Source organism: Bordetella sp. 15P40C-2 (assembly GCF_009763235.1).
GTDB lineage: Bacteria > Pseudomonadota > Gammaproteobacteria > Burkholderiales > Burkholderiaceae_B > Bordetella_A.
Genome location: NZ_WSJA01000007.1, coordinates 1 through 18870, shown reverse-complemented (window position 1 = coordinate 18870; position 18870 = coordinate 1). Strand labels below are relative to the sequence as shown.

The following is an 18870-nucleotide window of genomic DNA, read 5'->3' as shown; positions in this document are numbered from 1 at the left end:
CGCATGGCTGCACCCATAGTGCAGTTTTCCATGGGGAAACGCATAGTGAACGACGACATCTGCCAGTTAGATGCCATGCGCGAGGCCATGGCGCAAGCCTCGATGCAATATCAAGCGGGGGGAGGTAAGTAATCGCGCCGCGACTCCCGCGAGCTGGTTGAATGTTGTTCGCGAGAGGGAACGGACCAGAGAGATATAGCGAATACTGGCCAGCCGACGTTGTCAGTGGGCCAGTTCCGGCCTAGAACGCGTCGGACACGCGCGGGTAAACGCACTGATATGCTTCCGCATACTGCATCTTTCGCCCTGAGTTACGGACGCCCTGCACGCCACGTTGCAGAGCCACGCGCGTGTAATATTCCCAGAGGTGCTCTTGCGCGGCCATCACCTCGAACGCGGCGCGCTTGCGTTCCCACACGGGCGAGATATCAAGGAAAAACTCGGGCTTCCATTCGCACTGCTCGGGCTGATGCGGCTCGAACAGGTATACGGGCGGAGCACCAATGACTTCCTGTTCCGGGCAATGTCCATGGGCCTGCGCAATGATACGAGCCTCCATCGCCAGATGGGTCGCCAAGGGATGATCGAAGTTATACGGGTCCTTTAGCGAATGGGTCAGTACGAACTCCGGACGTAGGGTGCGATATACCTCAACGATTCTGAACAGCGCAGCGTCATCCACGCGCAGCGGATAGTCGCCGCAATCCATGAACGAGACCGAAGCTCCCAGGATCTCGGCGGCGCGCTCGGCCTCTTCCCGGCGGCCTTGTTTGACTTGTTCCAGCGTCATGCCCGGCTGGCGCCACATTTTGGCGGACTCACCGCGTTCGCCAAACGACAGACACAGGACATGGACGTTCCAGCCGCGCTGTGCATACAGGGCGATGGCACCGCCCGCGCGCCAGACGAAATCGGCGGAATGGGCGCTGATGACCAGCATGGTTTTTTGAGTCATATCTGTACTTCCAAAGTGGTGATGCGGCTGGCCAACGGGTCACTCCGCCTTGATGCCAGCCTCTTTGATAATTTGGGACAAACTGGTGGTCTCGTGATCCATGAACGTCTTGAATGCCTCGGACGAACCTGGTTGTACGGCAGCGCCGCGCTTTTTCATGGCGTCGATCACTTCCGGGTCACGCAACGTGGTCTGCAGCGCAGTGTGTAGCTTCTGCGTAACGTCGTCGGGCGTTCCTGCGGGAGCGACAAGGCCCCACCATACCGTCGACTCAACATTGACCCCCTGCTCCTTCGCTGTTTTCAGGTCGGGCAGCAGATGGGTGCCATCGTCGTTCAATACGGCCAACGGGCGCAGCTTTCCAGACTGAACGTGCGCGACCACCTCGATCGGGTTGATTGCCATAAAGGACAAGCGGCCGGCTAGCAGATCGGTCACCGCGGGCGTGCCCCCCTTGTACGGGACGTGTAGCGCCTTGAAATCGGCGGCCCTGGCGAAAAGTTCGCTTGCCATATGCCCCGAGCTGCCCACGCCGGCCGTCCCATAGGTCAATTCACCGGGATGGCTGCGACCGTACTTCACCAGGTCGTCCAGGGTTTGATGAGGCGACGTGCTGTTGACGACGACCACCAAGGGGGCTTCACCGATCTTGCCGACGGCCTTGAAGGCCTGCATCGGTTCAAACGGCAAATCGGCGTACAGGGCTTTGTTCGTGGTGATGGTATTGGAGGCCGCATACAGCGTGTAGCCATCAGGCTGCGCACGAGCCACATAGGTCATGCCAATGTTGGTGGCGGCGCCGGGTCTGTTTTCCACGACTATGGGCTGCCCTAAGGCTTTTGCCATATTCTGAGTGATGATGCGCGCCACGGTATCGACGCCACCCCCCGGCGAGTACGGCACGACCACTGTAACGGGCCCTGCGGGAAACTCGGCGGCAATCGCCATCGACGAAACGGCGGCAGACAGCGTTATGGTGAGCGCTTGAACGTAGCGGGCAAGACGTTGATTCATGGGGGTGTCTCCTCTGATTATGTTGACGTCGATTGTGCCGCCGTAGACTTATATCGTCTAATACAATTAACGTCTCATTTTGATATGAAACTCGAATAAGAGTGCCGGTCTAGGGGACATCATGGACTTTCGACAGTTGCGGTATTTCGCCACCGTGGCGGACACGCTGAGCTTTAGTCGGGCTGCTGAACAGCTGCACATGAGCCAGCCCCCACTCAGCCAGCAAATCAAGTTGCTCGAAGAAGATCTGGGCGTTCAGCTTTTTGAGCGTACGCGCCGCGTGGTGCGGCTCACGGAGCCTGGCAGATTGTTCTACGAGCAGGCGCAGGACATTCTGCGTCGATACGAAGACGCACGCGAACTCTGTGCGCTGTCGCGCGATGGCCGCGCAGGCAAACTGCGCGTCGCTTTCACGGCATCGGTGCCCATGTTCGAGGCATTTCCCCGGTTGCTCAGGGCATTCCGGCAGGCGTATCCACGGGTGGACCTGGACCTGCGGCACCTCTCCACCGGCGAGCAGTTGCAGGCGCTGGAAGCCGACGAGATCGATATCGGATTTTTACGACCTTCGCATGCGTTTCGTGCACCGGGATCTATCGAGGTCGTACCGTTGTGGAGCGACGAACTGGTTTTAGCTGTTTCGGCAGACCATCGCCTGGCGAATTCGGACGCTGCGCCGACCTTGATGGACCTGGCACGCGAGGATTTCATCTTGTTTCCGCAGGCACTGGGTTGCGGGCTGTTTGAACACATCACCACGCTCGCCACGCAAGCGGGCTTTGCGCCACGGATCGTGCAAGAGGTCCGGGAGAACAGCACAACTCTGGCGCTGGTAGCGGCGAATATGGGGATATCGATCGTTCCCAGTATTTATGAAGGCACCAAACCGCCCGGCGTGGTCTTCAAATGGATCACGAACGCACCGACGCAATCGCGTATTGTCATGGTGACACGCGTGCGGCCGGGCAATGCCTCGGTGCCGCTATTTGCGGAGCAAGCTGCCCGGATCGTTGCGGCGGATCCACCTCATTAAATGACGCTTTGCCCCGAGGCATGGCATCATTCAACGACACAAGCGACTCGGTAACGATACCTCATGACTGCACAGCCCTCCCCCGACCGCACCGCTCGCTCTGCAGCGTGCCACTGCGGCACGGTTCGATTCACCGTGGCGCTCTCCGATGGCGTGCGTACGGCCAAGCGTTGCAACTGCTCCTACTGTCGCATGCGCGGCGCGGTGGCCGTGTCCGCCAACCTGGAAGATATCAAGGTCCTGCAAGGCGAGGATGCCTTGACGCTCTACCAGTTCAACACGCGCGAGGCGAAGCACTATTTCTGTTCGAAATGCGGGATTTACACCTTTCATCAGCGCAGGTCTTCGCCGGATCAATACGGTGTCAATGTGGCCTGCATCGAGGGCATGAGCCCGTTCGATTTTGCCGAAATCCCAGTGAGCGAGGGCCGGACACATCCCAAGGACCGTCCCGGCGGCGGCGCGGTTATCGCGGGATGGCTCCGGTATGAGCCGAACCCGCAAGCCGACAATTGAGCCGGCTCGATCCCTATCGTTTCCTCAACTCTTCGACAAAGGCCGCGACCTGTAACGTCCGCAAATCGCTACCGTAAGGACCGATCACCTGCACACCCATCGGCAACCCTTTCGGACCCTTGGTCATCGGCACTGACACGCAAGGCACATGCATCAGACTCCATAGTGCACCAAACTGAGCGGAGCCCGAGTCGGCGATCCCTTCATCGGCCTCGCCCTGGGCTGGCGGATAGAGCAACGCATCGATGCCGTCGAAAAGCGCGCCCATGTTTTGCCGCGCGATCAAAGCGGTTTGACGCATCGACAGATATTCGTCGCTATCGATGTTCTCTCCTCCGCTCAGCCGAGCCTTCAAGCGATCGCTGAATTGATCAGCATGATGCTGCCGTTCATGTGCCAAGGATTGGCGTGCTTCAAATGCAAACAGCCGCCCCTGCAAGTCGATGATGGACTCCAATGCGTCTGGGAGCCGAACGCGCGTCACCTTTGCACCGGCTCGTTCCGCGGCTGCGGCAAGGTCCTCGATGGCTTGCGCCATTTCGGGGCGTACGGCATCCCATTGCGATGAATAACAAACCGCCAACCGTGGGGCGGCGACCGGCTCCACGCTCACCCGGTCTCCATGCAAGCCGAAGCCACACCATGCCGCATCCGCCACCGAGCGAGTCAGGATCGTAATGGTGTCCTGAGCCGGGCTTAAGGGCTTGAGCCCGGCAACGTTGATAAAGCCGAAGGTCGGTTTGTAGCCAACAATCCCGCAATACGACGCGGGCCGTACCGTGGACGCAGTGGTTTGCGTTCCAAAGGCGACGGGCGCCATGAAATCGGCGACCGCGGCGGCCGATCCACTGGACGATCCGCCAGGCGTGTGCGCCAGATTGAGGGGATTACGCGTCTGGCTGGGTGTCTGAGTGGCGAACTCGCTGGTGGCCACTTTGCCCAATACGAGGCCACCAAACTCTTTAACCCTCGCCACGCACGCGGCGTCCGTTTGCGGCTGATGTCCCGAGTAAATCGGCGAACCATAGGCCGTCACGAGATGCTGAGTCTCGATTACGTCCTTGACGGCAAAGGGAATGCCCCGCAACGGCCCGCGAGGTTCGGCATCGGAACGACGAGCTTGCTCCAACGTCCACGCGGGATCGAGGGCGGTAAACGCCTGAACTTCGGCATTCCTTTCCGCGATGCGCTCCAGGCACGCCCGGGCGAGGGCCTCGCTGGTTAGTTCGCCCGCTTCCATGGCTTGCAGGGCTTGCCGCACCGAGAGATGATTCGGAGATGTCATTGTGATGTTGCTACCGCGATTATTGAGGAGTGATGCCAGCGTCTTGAATGACCTTGGCCCAACGGGCGTGCTCTTTCTGCACGAAGGCGCCAAAATCCTCGGGACTGTCGCCAATGGGCTCGGCGCCTTGGGCCAATAGTTGTTGCTTGACCTTGGGGTCTTGCAGGATCTGCACAACCTCTTTGTTGAGCTTTTGAATGATGGGCTTCGGTACGCCAGTAGGCGCGAATAAGCCGAACCAACCGGATACGTCGTAGCCTGGCAATCCGGCCTCTTCCATGGTCGGGACATCAGGCAATAGCGGCGTACGGGTGCTCGACGTGACGGCGAGCGCACGCAGTTTGCCCGCCTGGATATGCGGCAGGCAGAGAGGCAAGTTGCAGAACATCGAGGTCACCCGACCGGCCATGACGTCGGTCACCGGGGCGCTGCCGCCTTTATACGGTACGTGCAGGAACTCGGGAATTTTGGCCGTGTTCTTGAACAGTTCTCCTGACAGGTGCATGCTGCCGCCCGCGCCACTAGACGCAAAGCTGTAGTCACCTTTTTTCGCAGCCTCGATAAATTCCGGTACGTTCCTGACCGGCACCTCGGGACCCACGACCAGCACATTGGGCATCGAGGCCACATTCGTGATCGGCGCGAAATCCTTCATGGCGTTGAACTTCAGTCCTTTGTGCAGGCTCGGATTGATCGCATTGGTGCTGGCCGGCCCCATCATGATGGTGTAGCCGTCCGGAGCAGCCGCAGCGGCATAGCCGGCTCCGATGTTCCCGTCAGCGCCCGCCTTGTTTTCCACGATGACCGACTGCCCTAACGAGTCGCCCAGCCGTTGTCCCACGATGCGCGCCAAGAGGTCGGTCACGCTACCCGCAGCAAAGGGCACGATCAAGGTGATGGGCTTGGTCGGATAGTTCGATACGTCCTGGCTTTGGGCCCACACAGGCGTCGCCGCCGAGGCCACGGCCAAGGTCAACGTTGACAAGAGAATGCGCCGAGTCGCACGGTAAGAAGTGTTCATGATCACAATGCCAACTGGAAGTGAAGGGGTCGAGGGCTAGCATACGAATCGGCCACTTATATGTCTAATATAAAATTAGACATAATTAAGACAGATCTCGACTCAATGATATTGACCCGAAACTTGACGGCATTTATCGCCGTGGCCGAAGAACTGCACTTCGGCAAAGCGGCGAAACGGCTGCACATCAGCCAGCCCCCATTGAGCCAGCAGATCCGTCAGTTCGAAGAGGAGATGGGCGTTGCCCTGTTCGAGCGCACGACACGCTCTGTCCGTTTGACCCCAGCCGGGCGCTTGCTTTTGGAACGGGCACATCTATTACAGGCGGAGGCGGACGCAACCCTGCAAGCGGTTCGCCGGCGCTCCGTGGGCGACGAAGGGCTGTTGAACCTCGGCTTCAGTCACAGCACGGTCTATCATGTCTTGCCACGCGTGTTGCAACGGTTCAAGCAGGTATGTCCTCGGGTCGCGCTGGAGCTGCGACAACTCACTTCAGACTTGCTGGCCGAAGAAGTCAACAGCCGGCGGCTCGACATCGCGATCCTGAGGTGGTCGTCGTCGATGGAGTCCGCGGATCTGAGTTGGAAAGTGATCGCTTCGGACCCCATGGTCCTGGTAATGCCCCTCGATCATCCACTCGCTGTCCATCGACGCGTACCGATTGAACTGTTGCACGGGATTCCTTGGGTCGGTTATGCCCCTCAAGGCGCCCGTCACTTTTACGACTTGCAGGAGACGGTGCTCGCGGCAGCGAAGGTGCAGCCCGACATTCAACACGTCAGCCTGCTACCGACCCTGTTAGCCCTGGTTGAGGCGGGCATGGGCGCTGCGCTCGTTCCGACCTCGGTTTTGCGCGAGACCAAGGGCAGGCTTCAGAAGCGGCCGCTACTGTTGCCGCAGGGATGCAAGGCCCCAATCTCGCTGCTCTCGTGTGCTTGGCGTACCGATAACATGAATCCGGTTGTGCCTCGGATGTTGAAGATACTGTCGGCTGGCGACTTCTGAGGTTTGCGCACTGCGCTCGGACGCGGGAAAAACGGCAGTCGGGGGGAGCGGCCCATTCACTATGAAGTTGCCTCGTCATTCCAACCACTTGTACATCAGCGTTGTGGAATCGTAGCGCTGGCCTTGCGGCTCCAATGCGTACTGTGGAATCACGCCCGCGTGCTGATAGCCGAGGGACGCGTACAACGGTTCGGCGTGGTCGCCTGTGCGTGTGTCCAGCGTCAACAGCTTGCGTCGTGCCTGATGCGCATGCATGCATCACAGCGGCTAAAGAATCGCCTTCGCGCTCGACCTGCGACGACCCTATATCGCGTGAGCGGTCTACCCAAGCATACCGGTCTTGACGCGCATGTTCGATCAACGCCAACCGTATCACATCGGCGGTAAGCGGCGCCGGGGCTCTTCGGGCCAATCCTTGCCGGCGGACAACCCGCGCGGTATAAAGATGCCAACAATATTGCATTTCGGATTATGTTATCGAACATCGATAAAGCCGATTTAGACATTCGGGGATCATGCGAGATAGGTTGCGCGTCGCGATGGCGCACCTCGCCGTATGAAGCGCCGTCAGCGCGCTCGTCCATTGGCCTACTTAAGCCCACACTCCCGCGCGGCAGCAGTAGGCTCGAGGCAGCACGCCTGCCGACCAGCAAGTAATCGATTCGCCCGGGCAACTCGGGCTCGCGTTCAGGAGATGTTATGACACGCAGTGCAGCAGTCTTCTTGAAAACCGGCTCTCAATCTCGACGTACGTTCCCCCTTACCGCGGTCGCCGCAGTCCTGGGATTAAGCATGCATGGCGCGCCACAGGCCGCGCAAGACTGGCCGAGCCAGCCCATACGGATGATCGTCGGTTATCCACCCGGGGGCGGCACCGATACAGTCGCACGCGTTCTGGCGCAGCGCATGGGCCAAGTGCTGAACCAATCCGTAGTGGTGGAGAACCGGGGCGGCGCCAGCGGCACCATAGCCGCGCAACAAGTGGTGCGGTCCGCGCCCGATGGTTATACGGTCATGTTCGCCACCGCGTCGCCGTTGACTGGCGCGCCCTTGACGGTAAAAGGCCTCACCTACGACCCGATGAAGGACCTGACTCCGGTCACCCGTATCGGCGGCGGCCCGTTCATCATGGTGGCGAATCCGGCATTCCCTCCGAACGATATGCGCGAGTTGGTCGACTACGCCAAGGCGCATCCAGGCGTGGTGAACTATGCATCGCCCGGCATCATGACGGCGAATTACTTTTTCTCCGAACAGTTGAACATGGACGCTGGCATTCAGACGGTGCATGTTCCTTATAAAGGCAGCGCGGCATTGCTCAACGATGTGATGGCGGGCCAGGTTCAATACACACTGGATACCCCGGGCACGACGCTGCCTCTCATCAAGAATGGCAAGCTCAAGCCGTTGGCGGTGTTCAGCGAAGAGCGGCTGCAGCGCGCGCCCGATATCCCGACAGCGAAGGAAAGCGGATTTCCCGAGATGGTGGGCGGGTCCTGGTACGGGTTGCTGGTTCCCACCGGCACACCCAAGCCCGTGGTAGACGCACTATACAAAGCGACCAAGGTTGCTTTGGAAGACCCCGACGTGCAGCGCACACTGGCCGACCGCGATGTGATCATCGAGGGCAGCACATCAGAGGAGTTCCGCGAGTATTTGACGAAGGAGTACGCGCGCTGGCAATCCGTCACGAAGAAGCTCGGCATTGAACCGCAATGATGTCCTCCCCTGCCCCATTTTGAACTGAAGCGAGACCTGCATGCCTCAATCGACCTACGCCCCCGATCTCACCGCCGGTAGCGCGCCCTCCTCGATGCGCCCGACGTTAGCGGGTTTGAACCACATGGTGTCCGCAGGCCATTATCTGGCGACGCAAGCGGGCATCGACATCCTGCAACAGGGTGGCAACGCCATCGACGCGGGGGTGGCGGCAGGGATCGCGCTGGGGGTGGTACAAAGCGACATCGTGAACTTCGGCGGCGTCGCGCCAATCCTGGTTTACGAGGCGCAGACGCAGAAGGTCTGGAGCATTTCGGGCTTGGGCTATTGGCCGCAAGCGGCCAGCCTTGATGCGTTCATGAAGGACCACGGCGGCACGATTCCGGCGGGCGTGCTGCGCACGGTGATCCCGGCCGCGCCCGATGCGTGGATCACGGCGCTGGAGCGTTTTGGCACCATGAGCTTTGCGCAAGTGGCCGCGGGCGCGATTCAGTTAGCGCGTGACGGGTTCGTCATGTACCCATTGATGGCCGAGGTACTGGCTGAGAACGCCGCGAATTATGCCCGCTGGCCTTCGAGTGCGGCGGTTTATCTGCCAGGCCGCAAGCCGCCCCCGGCCGGGGCGATTTTCCGTCAGGCGGACCTGGCCAATACCCTGCAGATCATGGCTGACGCCGAGCGCAGTCAGTTGGGCAATGGCAGAGCTGCCGGGTTGGCCGCGGCACGGCGGACCTTTTATGAGGGTGATATCGCGGCGGCCATCGTTAAATATCATGAGGAAGCCGGGGGCTGGGTCACGGCGCAAGACCTGCGCGATTTCTCGGTCGAAGTCGAGCCCGCGCTGGCGATCGACTTTCACGGCACGCGGGTACATAGCTGCGGATTCTGGTGTCAGGGGCCGTCGTTGCTGCAGATGCTCAACATCCTCGAATCGGCGGATGTGCGCGCGCGAGGCCATAACAGCGCGGCGTACATCCATCTGCTGACCGAGACGATCAAGCTCGCCTTCGCGGATCGCGAGGTGCACTATGGTGACCCGCGCCATGTCGCGGTGCCACAGGACGAGCTGTTGTCTAAAGCCTATGCGCGCGAGCGCCTTGCCATGATTCTGCGTGACCGGGCCGGGGCGGACATGCCGCCCGCGGGAGCTCTGCCGCGTCATCGCGACATCAGCATGACGGCCGCGACCGACGCGGACACGGCGCGCACCGACCCACGCCTGGATACTTCCTATGTGGCCGTCGTCGATAAAGCCGGCAATGCATTTTCCGCCACGCCCAGCGATGGCTCCTACAACACGCCGGTCATCCCCGGCACGGGTATCTGCGCATCCGGTCGCGGCAGCCAATCTTGGGCGGATCCAGACCATCCCTTCCGGGTCGCGCCCGGCCGACGCCCGCGATTGACGCCGAACCCGTCGCTGGCCATCCGTCCAGGCGAATATGTCATGCCTTTCGGCACACCCGGCGGTGATGTGCAATGCCAGGCGATGCTGCAGACGTTTCTTAATATCGAGCTGTTTGGGATGGACCTGCAACAGGCGATCGAGGCACCGCGTTTTGCGACATTCAGTTTTCCCTCGTCGTTCGAGCCACACAATGCGATGCCGGGCCGCTTGATGATCGAGGATCTGGTGGATCGCGCGGTCGGAGAGCAGCTGGCTGCGATGGGCCATGCAGTGCAGTGGTGGCAGGGACGCAATTGGCGCGCGGGCGCCATGTGTGCGGTCAAGCACGATACCCAGAGCGGCGTGCGTTGGGGCGGCGCCGATCCCCGCCGGCCGGCATATGCATGCGGGTGGTAGGTGCAGCGCGTCCTCTAAACTAGTGCTTTAACACTATCCCAGAGGACTTCACTCCATGCCCAGCGCAAGCGATCTCGTTTATGCAGAACTGCGACGACGTCTGATGTCGGGTGCGTTTCTGCCGGGCGAACGGCTGCGCGAGGAACGCATCGCGAGTGAACTGTCGGTGAGCCGCACCCCCGTGCGGCAAGCGATCGAGAGACTAATCGAAGACGGCCTCGTCGCGCGCGAACCGCATCGTGGCGCCGTGGTGCTGGGCTGGTCGGATCGGGATATCGAAGAAGCGTTCGAGCTGCGCTTGTTGCTGGAGCCCTATGCGGCGAGAGCCGCTGCGCTACGGGCTGAGCCCGAGCACGTCGAGGCTTTGCAAAGCGCCAATGACCAGATGCTGGAGGCCGTGCAGTCGGGTGACGAGGACTGCGCCGCGCGCATCCAGCACTACAACAACCGTTTCCATCACGCGTTGCTCAGCGCCGCGCAGTCCGCGCGCGTGCGTACGCTGGTGGAGAATCTGGTGGACCTGCCGATACTCATCGGCTCTTTTTATTTCTACAGCAGAGACAACATGCTCAGCAGCGTGGAGCAGCATAGGCAAATCATCAGCGCCATCCGCGCAAAGGACCCTGATTACGCAGAAACCGCAATGCGCCTGCACTTGACCGCGACGCGGCGCTTGTTTCTGGATCAGCGTAAAACAACGCCCCAGGCTGACTAGCAGCACTGGGGCGTCTGGCGCGTCAGCGCGCAAAAACATTACTCGGGCAACTTGCAACCCAAGGCGCTCAGGCGCGCATCGACCCACGAGGTATCGAGCTTGCCAGCCGCGATGTCGGCCATGGTTTTTTCCTCGGCCGCGTGCTTGGCGGCGGCATCGCGGTAGATGGCTTCGGCTTGCTCGTACGGCACGCACAGCAGACCGTCCTCGTCACCCAGAATCAGGTCACCGGGCTGGATCGTCATGCCGTCCAGCGCGATAGTGCCGTTGATGACGCCCGGGCCGTCTTTGTAGGGACCACGATGCGTCACGCCGGCGGCGTAGACCGGGAAGGAACCGTTTCGAATCGCGCCGGAATCTCGAATCGCACCGTTGATCACAATGCCCGCGATGCCACGCGTCTGTGCATACGAGGTCATGATTTCCCCGATGATCGCGTTGGTCAGATCGCCGCCGGCATCCACCACGATGACATCGCCAGGCTTGGCCAAACCCAACGCCTTGTGCACCATCAGGTTGTCACCGGGGCGCGTACGGACCGTCAACGCAGGGCCCGCCAACAACGTGCCGTCGTGCATCGGACGCAGGCGCGCGCCACCGGCGTCCATGCGCGACATGCAGTCGCTGATATTCGCAACGGGCAGCGCACGGAATTTTTCGACGAGTTCCGGGCTGACAGCACGTTGACGGGGGAAAATCTCAAAGCCGATCATAAAAACGCTCCGTGGAGTAAGGTTCGTTATTGTTGCGGAATGCCGACCTGCTGCACCACTTTGCCGAAGGCTTCGTGGTCGGCGCGATGACGCTTGGCCAGATCTTCGGGGGTGCCGGGCAGGACGTTATAGCCTGCTTTTTCCAGCTTTTCGACGATCTCGGGTTTTTTCAGTGCCTGATTGACGGCGTCGTTCAGCGTGGCGACTACGTCATCGGGCGTCTGGCCAGGTGCCATCAAGCCCCACCAGATGGTCTGGTTAATCGTCGGAAAGCCGCTTTCCACAAACGTCGGGACGTCAGGCAAGGCAGGCGAGCGTTGATCGGCCACTACGGCCAGCGCGCGGACTTTGCCGCTGCTGATCTGGGGCAACAAGGATGCCAGCGACCCCGTGTAGAGCGCGATGCGGCCACTCATCAGATCCGGAAATGCTTGCGACCAGCCGCGATACGGCACGTGCATGAGCTCCATATCCGCGGCATTGCGCCAGAGATAGCCGATCAGATCCCCGCTGCCACCGATGCCTGGGATGCCCAACGACACCTCGCCCGGCTTCGCCTTGGCCGCCGCCACCACATCGCTCAGCGTTTTGTAGGGAGAATCCGGCACCACAACAAAAACGCTCGGCGAGGAAGCCACCGGCGCGACGGGCTTGAAGTCCTTGAACGTGTCGTAGCTCAGCTTTTTATAAAGCCAAGGGTTGAGCACGATGTTGTCGGTCTGCGCCATGACCAGCGTGTGCCCATCGGGGCGCGCGCGTGCGGTGGCATCCAGCGCCAGGTTTCCCCCTGCCCCGGGCTTGTTCTCGACCACGATGTTCCAACCCTGGGCCTCGCCGATTGCCGTGGCCATCATACGGGTCAGCGTGTCCGTTCCGCCGCCGGGCGGGAAGGGAGAAATGAACGTAATCGGCCCACCCGCCATATCCACCGCGGCGGCAGTCATTGCGCAGGCGCTCAAGGCCAAGCCGAACACCATTTTCTTCAAGCTTTTCATTATCTATCTCACTTCACTCTTATATTTCTGAGCCACGCGGGCAACGATCGTAGCGTGACATCGCTCTCGCGGGCCCGATGCTACACCAATCGCGCCACGTTACGCGTGCTTTTCGGCCAGCGGAGTCAACCAGGCCAAGCGGGCTTCCACGGTGTCGACGAGTTCGAGCGGCGCACCGCCCTGGCTGGCGCGCGCCGCATCGATGCCGGCACTGGTGCGCGCGAACAAACGCTCGACGCCATCGAGCACCAAGGGTTCCAAGCCGGCTTCGACAAGCTGCTCGCGCGATTCGCGAACCTCGGCAAGGCGGCGCGGCGCATGCAAAACATGCGATCGGACGAAGGAATCAATAAAGGTAGTCAGCGGTGTACGGTCGATATCGCCCAGGACCTCATACAGCGCAGAGCGCAGGCCCAGTTTTTCGGCGGCCACCAGACATTCGACGGCGAGGCTTTCCATGCCCTTGGTCATAATGCTGCGCAAAAGCTTGAGTTGCACAGCGTCGCCCGCCTGACCCTCGATGGCGCGGGCCGGAATATCGCAAGAGACGGCGAAGTTCACCGCCGCGTCAGCGCCCGTGCCCGCAATTAGTAATGGAGTCTTCGCGCCAAGCAGTGCGATGGCGCCCATGATGGCAACATCGGCGAACGGCACACCATGCTCGGCGGCAATCGCAGCAGCCGCGCGCATATCGGCTGCGCTGGCCGTCGTGAAGTCCGCATAGAGAGCGTGGGGCCCCATATGCGGCAGTGCCTCGGCGGCAACGGTTTGCGCCGCGTAGCCGAACACCGCCGACACGACCAGATCGGCCTCGGCAAGCCAAGGCCCAGGGGAAGCATGCAGCGCGGCGCCCACACTCCCCACGCGCGCTTGCATCTCCGGATCTTGACGCAGTTCGCAGACGGCGAACACGTCATGTCCGGCGGCTATCCACGCTTGGGCGTAGCACGCCCCGACTTCCCCGCATCCGACCAACGCAATCTTCATATCTCCGCTCGCTAAAATACCAAAAAAAAACAATTTTAGCGGGTTAACGCGGATTCGACGGTGAAATCTGGAAGTTTGGATACGATATTTATGCAATAAGTGGCAGCGTCGTCCTAGCCACGCCCTAGCAATGCGGCGCTTGATAACGAGTGCCTCGCTATCTGCGTGCCGAAAAGCCGTCTGAATGTGGCCGCTGAATCTCCGGTAAGCCTATGCACGACATAGCGCATATCCAGGCCAGCGTTAAGCAAGAATTCCAGCCTTTCAGTCTTGACTGCATCGCTAAGGGTGTCGTCTTCAACAACCCGCGCTACCGCTTCTGTCTCATTCAACATGCGATGGCGAATCAGCGTCTTTGCGGCCGTTGTGTCGCCACGCTCAGCAGCACGTATCAACCCCTTCGGAAGATCAGCTCCCGCCACAACCAATGCCTGGAGAATGTCATCTGTCGATCGGCCGAGCCGCCGGGTTGAGGGCTCTTCCGCTGCTGCCAACTCTAGCGCTGCTTGAACGTCCGCACCATAAGCGATCAATTTACCGGCAATAGCATATTCGCTGGCACGCAATGATTGCAGCAAAGCACTCGAGCCAGGAACGCCTAGCTGAAATAACAGCTTCGCTGAGTCCTCTTCATTGTTCCTGACGAACTGAATAAGGGCATCAACGCCATCCGTGACATCGGAAAGCACAGCACCTGCCGTACTCAAATCATTCTGGGCGAAAAGGCTTCTGAGCACCTCCGTCGTCAGCGAGTCTTTACCCGGCAGTGCTGGTATGAAGACTTTATTCACGGTTTGGGCCAATTCAGTGCGCCCCGTTTTGACGCAATCTATCAACAAATCGGTGGCAACAACGCCTGCGTCGAGCAATGCCAGAATGCCGTCCCTGCGATCATTGGGGGCCATCATATTCAGAGCAGCGGAAACGTCAGCATCTTGCTCCAACAAGAGCACGATATCCAACAAGGATCCGCTTGACGTGGCAGTCTGGAATTGTTGAACTTTCTCGGCCTCGGATAAACCGGCGATGACGTTCCGACGAGCATTGATCGTGGCAAATATTTGATCTTTCAGGCCAGCGGGCAGCTCCGATACGTCAGCGCCGGCGAGGATGAGCAATGCTATTCCCTTCCAGTTTTCGTCATGATCGGCCTGATAGTTTTCCCCGAAAGCGGCGATATAGTCGTCATGAAGCGTACGGAGCGTATCGGAAGCCGGGATGCCTGCCCGCAAGGCGGTTTGTACCCCGTCGAGATGCTGGTAGCGAACCAAAAGCGCCAGCGAATCGGAATTGATCAATTCCAGGTCATTTAATGTTTGCAGCGCGGGCAGGTTTCCGTCTATCGCGAAAAGATGCCAATTGCATCGAAACTCACTGGGTAGCCCCGGTTGAAAAATTGCGTCGAGAAGTGCCGGGTCCGGGTTACGCGCAAGGCTCGGTATTGCGCGCGTGATTTCTTCGGGGATTGTCGGATCGGAGCCCGCGGTTTGGCGTAAAAGGAATTCCGCCGCTTCCGTCCGTCCACTGCCCGAAAGCAACGTCATCACCTCCCCTATCGACACGCCGCTCTTCCTCAGCCGGATGAATCCCTCAATATCCTTATCGATCACCAGAGAAGCCGCCAGCGCAGTGCAGTCTGCGCCGAGCAGGGACAGCATCGGTATGGATTCTAGCGTTCCCTTACGCACCGCGCTCACCAGTGCGGCAGTGGTATCCGCGCCAATATTCATCAAGCCTCTGATTGCAGTGATCCGCTTCGGTCCACTCGGTCCTCCGAAGCCGAGGGAGTCTGCTAGCACCTCTGACGGATTCCCGCCCTCCGCGCACAGACGCAGTGCGATTTCAATATGCCCGTTGCGCATCGCCTCTGACGACGCTCGGGTGAGATCCTCGCGGTCGTACATGCCTGTGGCGAGCAACGGCGTGACAACGGCCTCTTGGCCACGGCCAGCCGCGCCACGCAGCGCCTCTGACGACTTATCCGGTGCGTTGACTCGAATCAAACTCTGGACGATTTTCGTATTGCCGCTGACTGCTGCCTCGCGCAGCGCATTGGACAGGCCCTCCCCTTTTTCACCGGTGTTGAGGAATTTCCTCACATCGCGCGAGTATCGACCCAGCTCTTTGTCCAAATACTGGTTTACGTTAGCCTTGATCAAAGAATTGACGATCGTCGCATGACCATTCTTTGCTGCCCAAGCCAATGCCGACGAGTCTTCGTCCACGGCACCTGCCCAAACTAAGAGTCGTACCCATTTGAATGTATCGGTCGGCCGCTCGAGCGCGTGCGTCAGCGGAGTTTTTCCCTCGGCGTCTTTTCCGTTCAGGAGGTCCCGAACGGAATTCTCATCCAAACCGGCGCCACCCTGGTCTGGCTGGGTGAGCTGCAGCGCGATGCCATAACTATCCCGTTCAATCGCCAGATGCAAACAATTCTGCCCATTACTGAATCTGTATTCGCCAAGATTGAGTCCCAATCCGCTGACTAGAATATTGAACTCCTCGGCATCGTTAGATCCGATGATCGATTGCAGCGCAGTTTCGATGTCATGTGATTCCGCGTCCAGTCCAGGCTGTCCAATCGATCCGAGCGCTGATGAGTTGAAATTTGGCGGGGGGGCAGAATTGAACATGGTGTGCTCCAAGGTAACCGGATTGAAATCTGTGCTAACTCCGGCGTCTGTAACTCTCGCGCGTAATAAGTTCCATGACTAAACAAACTAGCCATAGCCTATCGAGGCCTCTGGTCTGATTTTCGCGCCCCAGCGAACACAAGCGAGGACGCTGTTCCCTGACTCAGCAACGATGGCGCGCCGGGCCATGCCGCGCTTTCGGATGCTTATTCCCATGTGAGCCCACCGACGGCGCGGTATTTCAGTCACTTGGCTCGTGCTCGCCCTGGCAAGAAGCAGGTGGGCCCGGATCCTCGCTATCGATTGTTTTCATGGAGCTTTCTCATGCATGGTCAAATCACCCCCTTCCCGGCCTACTTTCCCTCGGAGGTCAGCAGGTATTGGCCGGACAAACCCAACCAGGAAGTCGCCATAGAGGAAGCGATCTTGCTCCAAGCGCTCACCGATGACGATTTAACAGTCTTCGAATTGGTGTCGTATGAAGCCCTCGAACGCTTCGCACACAGGAATTTCCCGGACAACCAGAATTTTCTCCATGTGGCTATCGAGTCGGGCCGTCATGCCGTGGCCTTATATGTGCTCGGAAGGTTGCCGGAGGACCTGATCAACGATCTGCTCGCATTTCCCGATAGAGAAGGGCATACCCCATTACGGCGCGCGGCTGACATGCAGAACCAGGAAATGGTGCAGGCGTTGCTCCAGCTCATGCCCGAGGCGGCAGAGGCTAAGGAAGCGCTCGCCGCGGCATTGGTGCATGCGGTCGCCAACGGTCATCTCGATAAAGCGCAGTGGCTAACAGGGCTCGGCGCAAACTGCTTGGAGGCCTTCGTGCTGGTGGCTGCCGATCGGACGTTGAGCGCTGAGACCAGAGCCAATGTCGTGAACTATCTGCGGTCTCGGGGAGTGGATGCCACGGGCGCACTGAACTATGCGGTAGCGCAGAGGGAAGAGAGGATTCCGGCGCGAAGGCTCTCGTTATTGGGAGCGGCGGGATCCGCCACGCTTGCCACGGTGGCCGAGCGTGAGGATAAACACATGACTTTTGCGTTGGTGTGGGGCGATGTGGAAATCATTCCCGCCCTCGTGACGCTGGCGAAAAAAGGTAATGCGCAGGCTGTGGACTTGATAGTCCAACAGATGAACCTCGATCGCCAGTACGGATTCAATAAGATCGCGACTGCCGCCCTGATGAGGGTGGCGAAATTGTGCGATGCGCGGGCAGCAGGAATACTGGCGCGGGTAGCAGGGTCGGCGCATGTACAAGACGCTTATAAGCAGCTGGCGACACGGGGCCATGTCGCGGCGATACAAACATTGGTTCAGGCCGGGTGGCCGCCTCTACCCGACATACTGAGGGAGTTTGCCGGCGCTGGCAATTTGGTAGCGGCGAGAGCTTTGGTCAGCGGTGGCATGGATGCCTCTGGCGTGCTGCAAGCGCTTTGCGGGGAGGGAGATGATGACAGCCTCCGGGTAGTCGACCTATTGCTCATTGCTGGCGCCAAGCCCCTGGAGAAGGATAGTGACAGTTTCGAAATTGTGATGGAAAGAAGGCGAGGGCTAATAAAGCTTGGCCAGGAGATATTGCGTCGACCGCAAAATGAGAAACTGACGTGGCTCCTGGTCGCGTTAGCGGAAGGCGAGGTGGCGCAGGTAGCGACGATGCACCACGAGATAGACTTTGACCGCATCTTGGCTCATCTACGCAATACCCGAGATAAAGAGAGCGTGGACCGGTTGATCGGCGCGGGCGTGATCACGCCGCAACGCTATATTCGATTACTCAACTCCAACCGTATGGGGGATGCGGTCTTCCTGGCCCGGGTGTCCCACCAATGCGCGGCACAAGCGGTTATTCAGTTGGCCAAGGAAGGGGATGCCCCCGCATGGGAACACATGCGAAAGTATCTGGGGAACTTATACGACGTTCATGGCGCCGGCTGGAGCGCCCGAAATGAGCTGGGTGTCGCCGCACGACAGGCGCTGCTGGAAGTTGCCCGAGAAAATGAGCGGGGCCTGGTCCGCAGAATTCTTGACGAATTGCCCATCGTAGGGCCCGATGCAATGCGAGATCTGCTGACCCAAGAGCATGAGGATGCTGAAGCGGCCGCGACGTTGCACGAGGCGGGGGTGGATATCAATCTCGCCCTCATGCGAACCTACTGGGCCATTGGTCGCTTGATGGATACGACTTGGGCGCAAGAGACCGGAGACGACCTCATCATGATGGGTGCCGACCTCCGCAGCGCGTTGAACCAAGCCATCGCGGTTGGAGACACCAGGGCTCAAAGATACTTAAGGAGCATGCACCGCTCGCTGGGTGTGCAAGAGTGAAGGCGAACAACGAATAAGCGCACACAGCGGCCGGACGCGCAGGGTCTGTCAGTAATTTCGTGTTTAGGGCATAACATACCGCCAAGGAGTATGTATGCCACGCAAACCCAAGACCCCGCTGGCCGAGTTGCCGAGCATTCCCGC

Annotated in this window: 17 protein-coding genes; 8 read left to right on the top strand and 9 right to left on the bottom strand. The window is 59.8% G+C overall.

Annotated elements, in window-relative coordinates; genetic code table 11:
• Positions 1-3: 3 nt before the first annotated feature.
• Positions 4-132: a hypothetical protein gene (locus GOQ25_RS19650; RefSeq protein ID WP_255448214.1), complete on the top strand. Its 129-nt coding sequence runs from the start codon at positions 4-6 to the stop codon at positions 130-132.
• A gap of 109 nt (positions 133-241) precedes the next feature.
• Here GOQ25_RS19650 and GOQ25_RS03940 read toward each other — a convergent pair whose 3' ends face one another.
• On the bottom strand, positions 242-955 hold the full coding sequence (locus GOQ25_RS03940) for a PIG-L deacetylase family protein (RefSeq protein ID WP_160349150.1): 714 nt from the start codon (positions 953-955) through the stop codon (positions 242-244).
• A 39-nt stretch (positions 956-994) separates the two neighbouring features.
• Positions 995-1969 carry a tripartite tricarboxylate transporter substrate binding protein gene (locus GOQ25_RS03935; RefSeq protein WP_160349149.1) on the bottom strand — a complete coding sequence of 325 codons (975 nt, stop codon included), beginning with the start codon at positions 1967-1969 and terminating at the stop codon, positions 995-997.
• A gap of 121 nt (positions 1970-2090) precedes the next feature.
• On the opposite strand from GOQ25_RS03935, the gene GOQ25_RS03930 reads away from it, so the two are divergent.
• The gene (locus GOQ25_RS03930) at positions 2091-3002 is read left to right on the top strand and encodes a LysR family transcriptional regulator (protein ID WP_160349148.1); all 912 of its coding nucleotides are present in this window, start codon (positions 2091-2093) and stop codon (positions 3000-3002) included.
• 63 nt (positions 3003-3065) lie between these two features.
• A complete protein-coding gene (locus tag GOQ25_RS03925; RefSeq protein ID WP_160349147.1) occupies positions 3066-3518 on the top strand; it encodes a GFA family protein in 453 nt (150 codons plus the stop codon).
• Between the two features lie 13 nt (positions 3519-3531).
• Here the strand turns inward: GOQ25_RS03925 and GOQ25_RS03920 are convergent, their stop codons facing one another.
• Together GOQ25_RS03920 and GOQ25_RS03915 are read right to left on the bottom strand one after the other, a co-directional pair.
• The gene (locus GOQ25_RS03920; protein WP_160349146.1) at positions 3532-4803 is read right to left on the bottom strand and encodes an amidase; all 1272 of its coding nucleotides are present in this window, start codon (positions 4801-4803) and stop codon (positions 3532-3534) included.
• A gap of 19 nt (positions 4804-4822) precedes the next feature.
• A complete protein-coding gene (locus tag GOQ25_RS03915) occupies positions 4823-5824 on the bottom strand; it encodes a tripartite tricarboxylate transporter substrate binding protein (RefSeq protein WP_160349145.1) in 1002 nt (333 codons plus the stop codon).
• A gap of 105 nt (positions 5825-5929) precedes the next feature.
• Here GOQ25_RS03915 and GOQ25_RS03910 point away from each other — a divergent pair, with 105 nt between their 5' ends.
• The gene (locus GOQ25_RS03910; protein ID WP_160349144.1) at positions 5930-6829 is read left to right on the top strand and encodes a LysR family transcriptional regulator; all 900 of its coding nucleotides are present in this window, start codon (positions 5930-5932) and stop codon (positions 6827-6829) included.
• A 75-nt stretch (positions 6830-6904) separates the two neighbouring features.
• On the opposite strand, the gene GOQ25_RS03905 is transcribed toward GOQ25_RS03910, so the two are convergent.
• Entirely contained in the window at positions 6905-7084 is a 180-nt protein-coding gene (locus GOQ25_RS03905) for a hypothetical protein (protein ID WP_202109322.1), read from the bottom strand.
• A 444-nt stretch (positions 7085-7528) separates the two neighbouring features.
• Between GOQ25_RS03905 and GOQ25_RS03900 the strand changes: the two genes are divergently transcribed.
• From GOQ25_RS03900 to GOQ25_RS03890, 3 genes are read left to right on the top strand one after another with little or no spacing between them, the layout of a single operon-like run.
• On the top strand, positions 7529-8548 hold the full coding sequence (locus tag GOQ25_RS03900; RefSeq protein WP_160349143.1) for a tripartite tricarboxylate transporter substrate binding protein: 1020 nt from the start codon (positions 7529-7531) through the stop codon (positions 8546-8548).
• Between the two features lie 40 nt (positions 8549-8588).
• A complete protein-coding gene (locus GOQ25_RS03895; RefSeq protein WP_160349142.1) occupies positions 8589-10352 on the top strand; it encodes a gamma-glutamyltransferase family protein in 1764 nt (587 codons plus the stop codon).
• 55 nt (positions 10353-10407) lie between these two features.
• Positions 10408-11067, top strand: coding sequence for a GntR family transcriptional regulator (locus tag GOQ25_RS03890; RefSeq protein WP_160349141.1), 660 nt, complete (start codon positions 10408-10410; stop codon positions 11065-11067).
• A gap of 38 nt (positions 11068-11105) precedes the next feature.
• On the opposite strand, the gene GOQ25_RS03885 is transcribed toward GOQ25_RS03890, so the two are convergent.
• The 4 genes from GOQ25_RS03885 to GOQ25_RS03870 form a co-directional block, all read right to left on the bottom strand.
• The gene (locus GOQ25_RS03885; RefSeq protein WP_160349140.1) at positions 11106-11780 is read right to left on the bottom strand and encodes an RraA family protein; all 675 of its coding nucleotides are present in this window, start codon (positions 11778-11780) and stop codon (positions 11106-11108) included.
• Positions 11781-11806: 26 nt separating this feature from the next.
• Positions 11807-12775: a tripartite tricarboxylate transporter substrate binding protein gene (locus GOQ25_RS03880; protein WP_160349139.1), complete on the bottom strand. Its 969-nt coding sequence runs from the start codon at positions 12773-12775 to the stop codon at positions 11807-11809.
• A gap of 99 nt (positions 12776-12874) precedes the next feature.
• Entirely contained in the window at positions 12875-13762 is an 888-nt protein-coding gene (locus GOQ25_RS03875) for an NAD(P)-binding domain-containing protein (protein ID WP_160349138.1), read from the bottom strand.
• A 113-nt stretch (positions 13763-13875) separates the two neighbouring features.
• A complete protein-coding gene (locus tag GOQ25_RS03870; protein ID WP_160349137.1) occupies positions 13876-16395 on the bottom strand; it encodes an ankyrin repeat domain-containing protein in 2520 nt (839 codons plus the stop codon).
• Positions 16396-16719: 324 nt separating this feature from the next.
• Between GOQ25_RS03870 and GOQ25_RS03865 the strand changes: the two genes are divergently transcribed.
• The gene (locus GOQ25_RS03865) at positions 16720-18726 is read left to right on the top strand and encodes a hypothetical protein (protein ID WP_160349136.1); all 2007 of its coding nucleotides are present in this window, start codon (positions 16720-16722) and stop codon (positions 18724-18726) included.
• Positions 18727-18870: the final 144 nt, after the last annotated feature.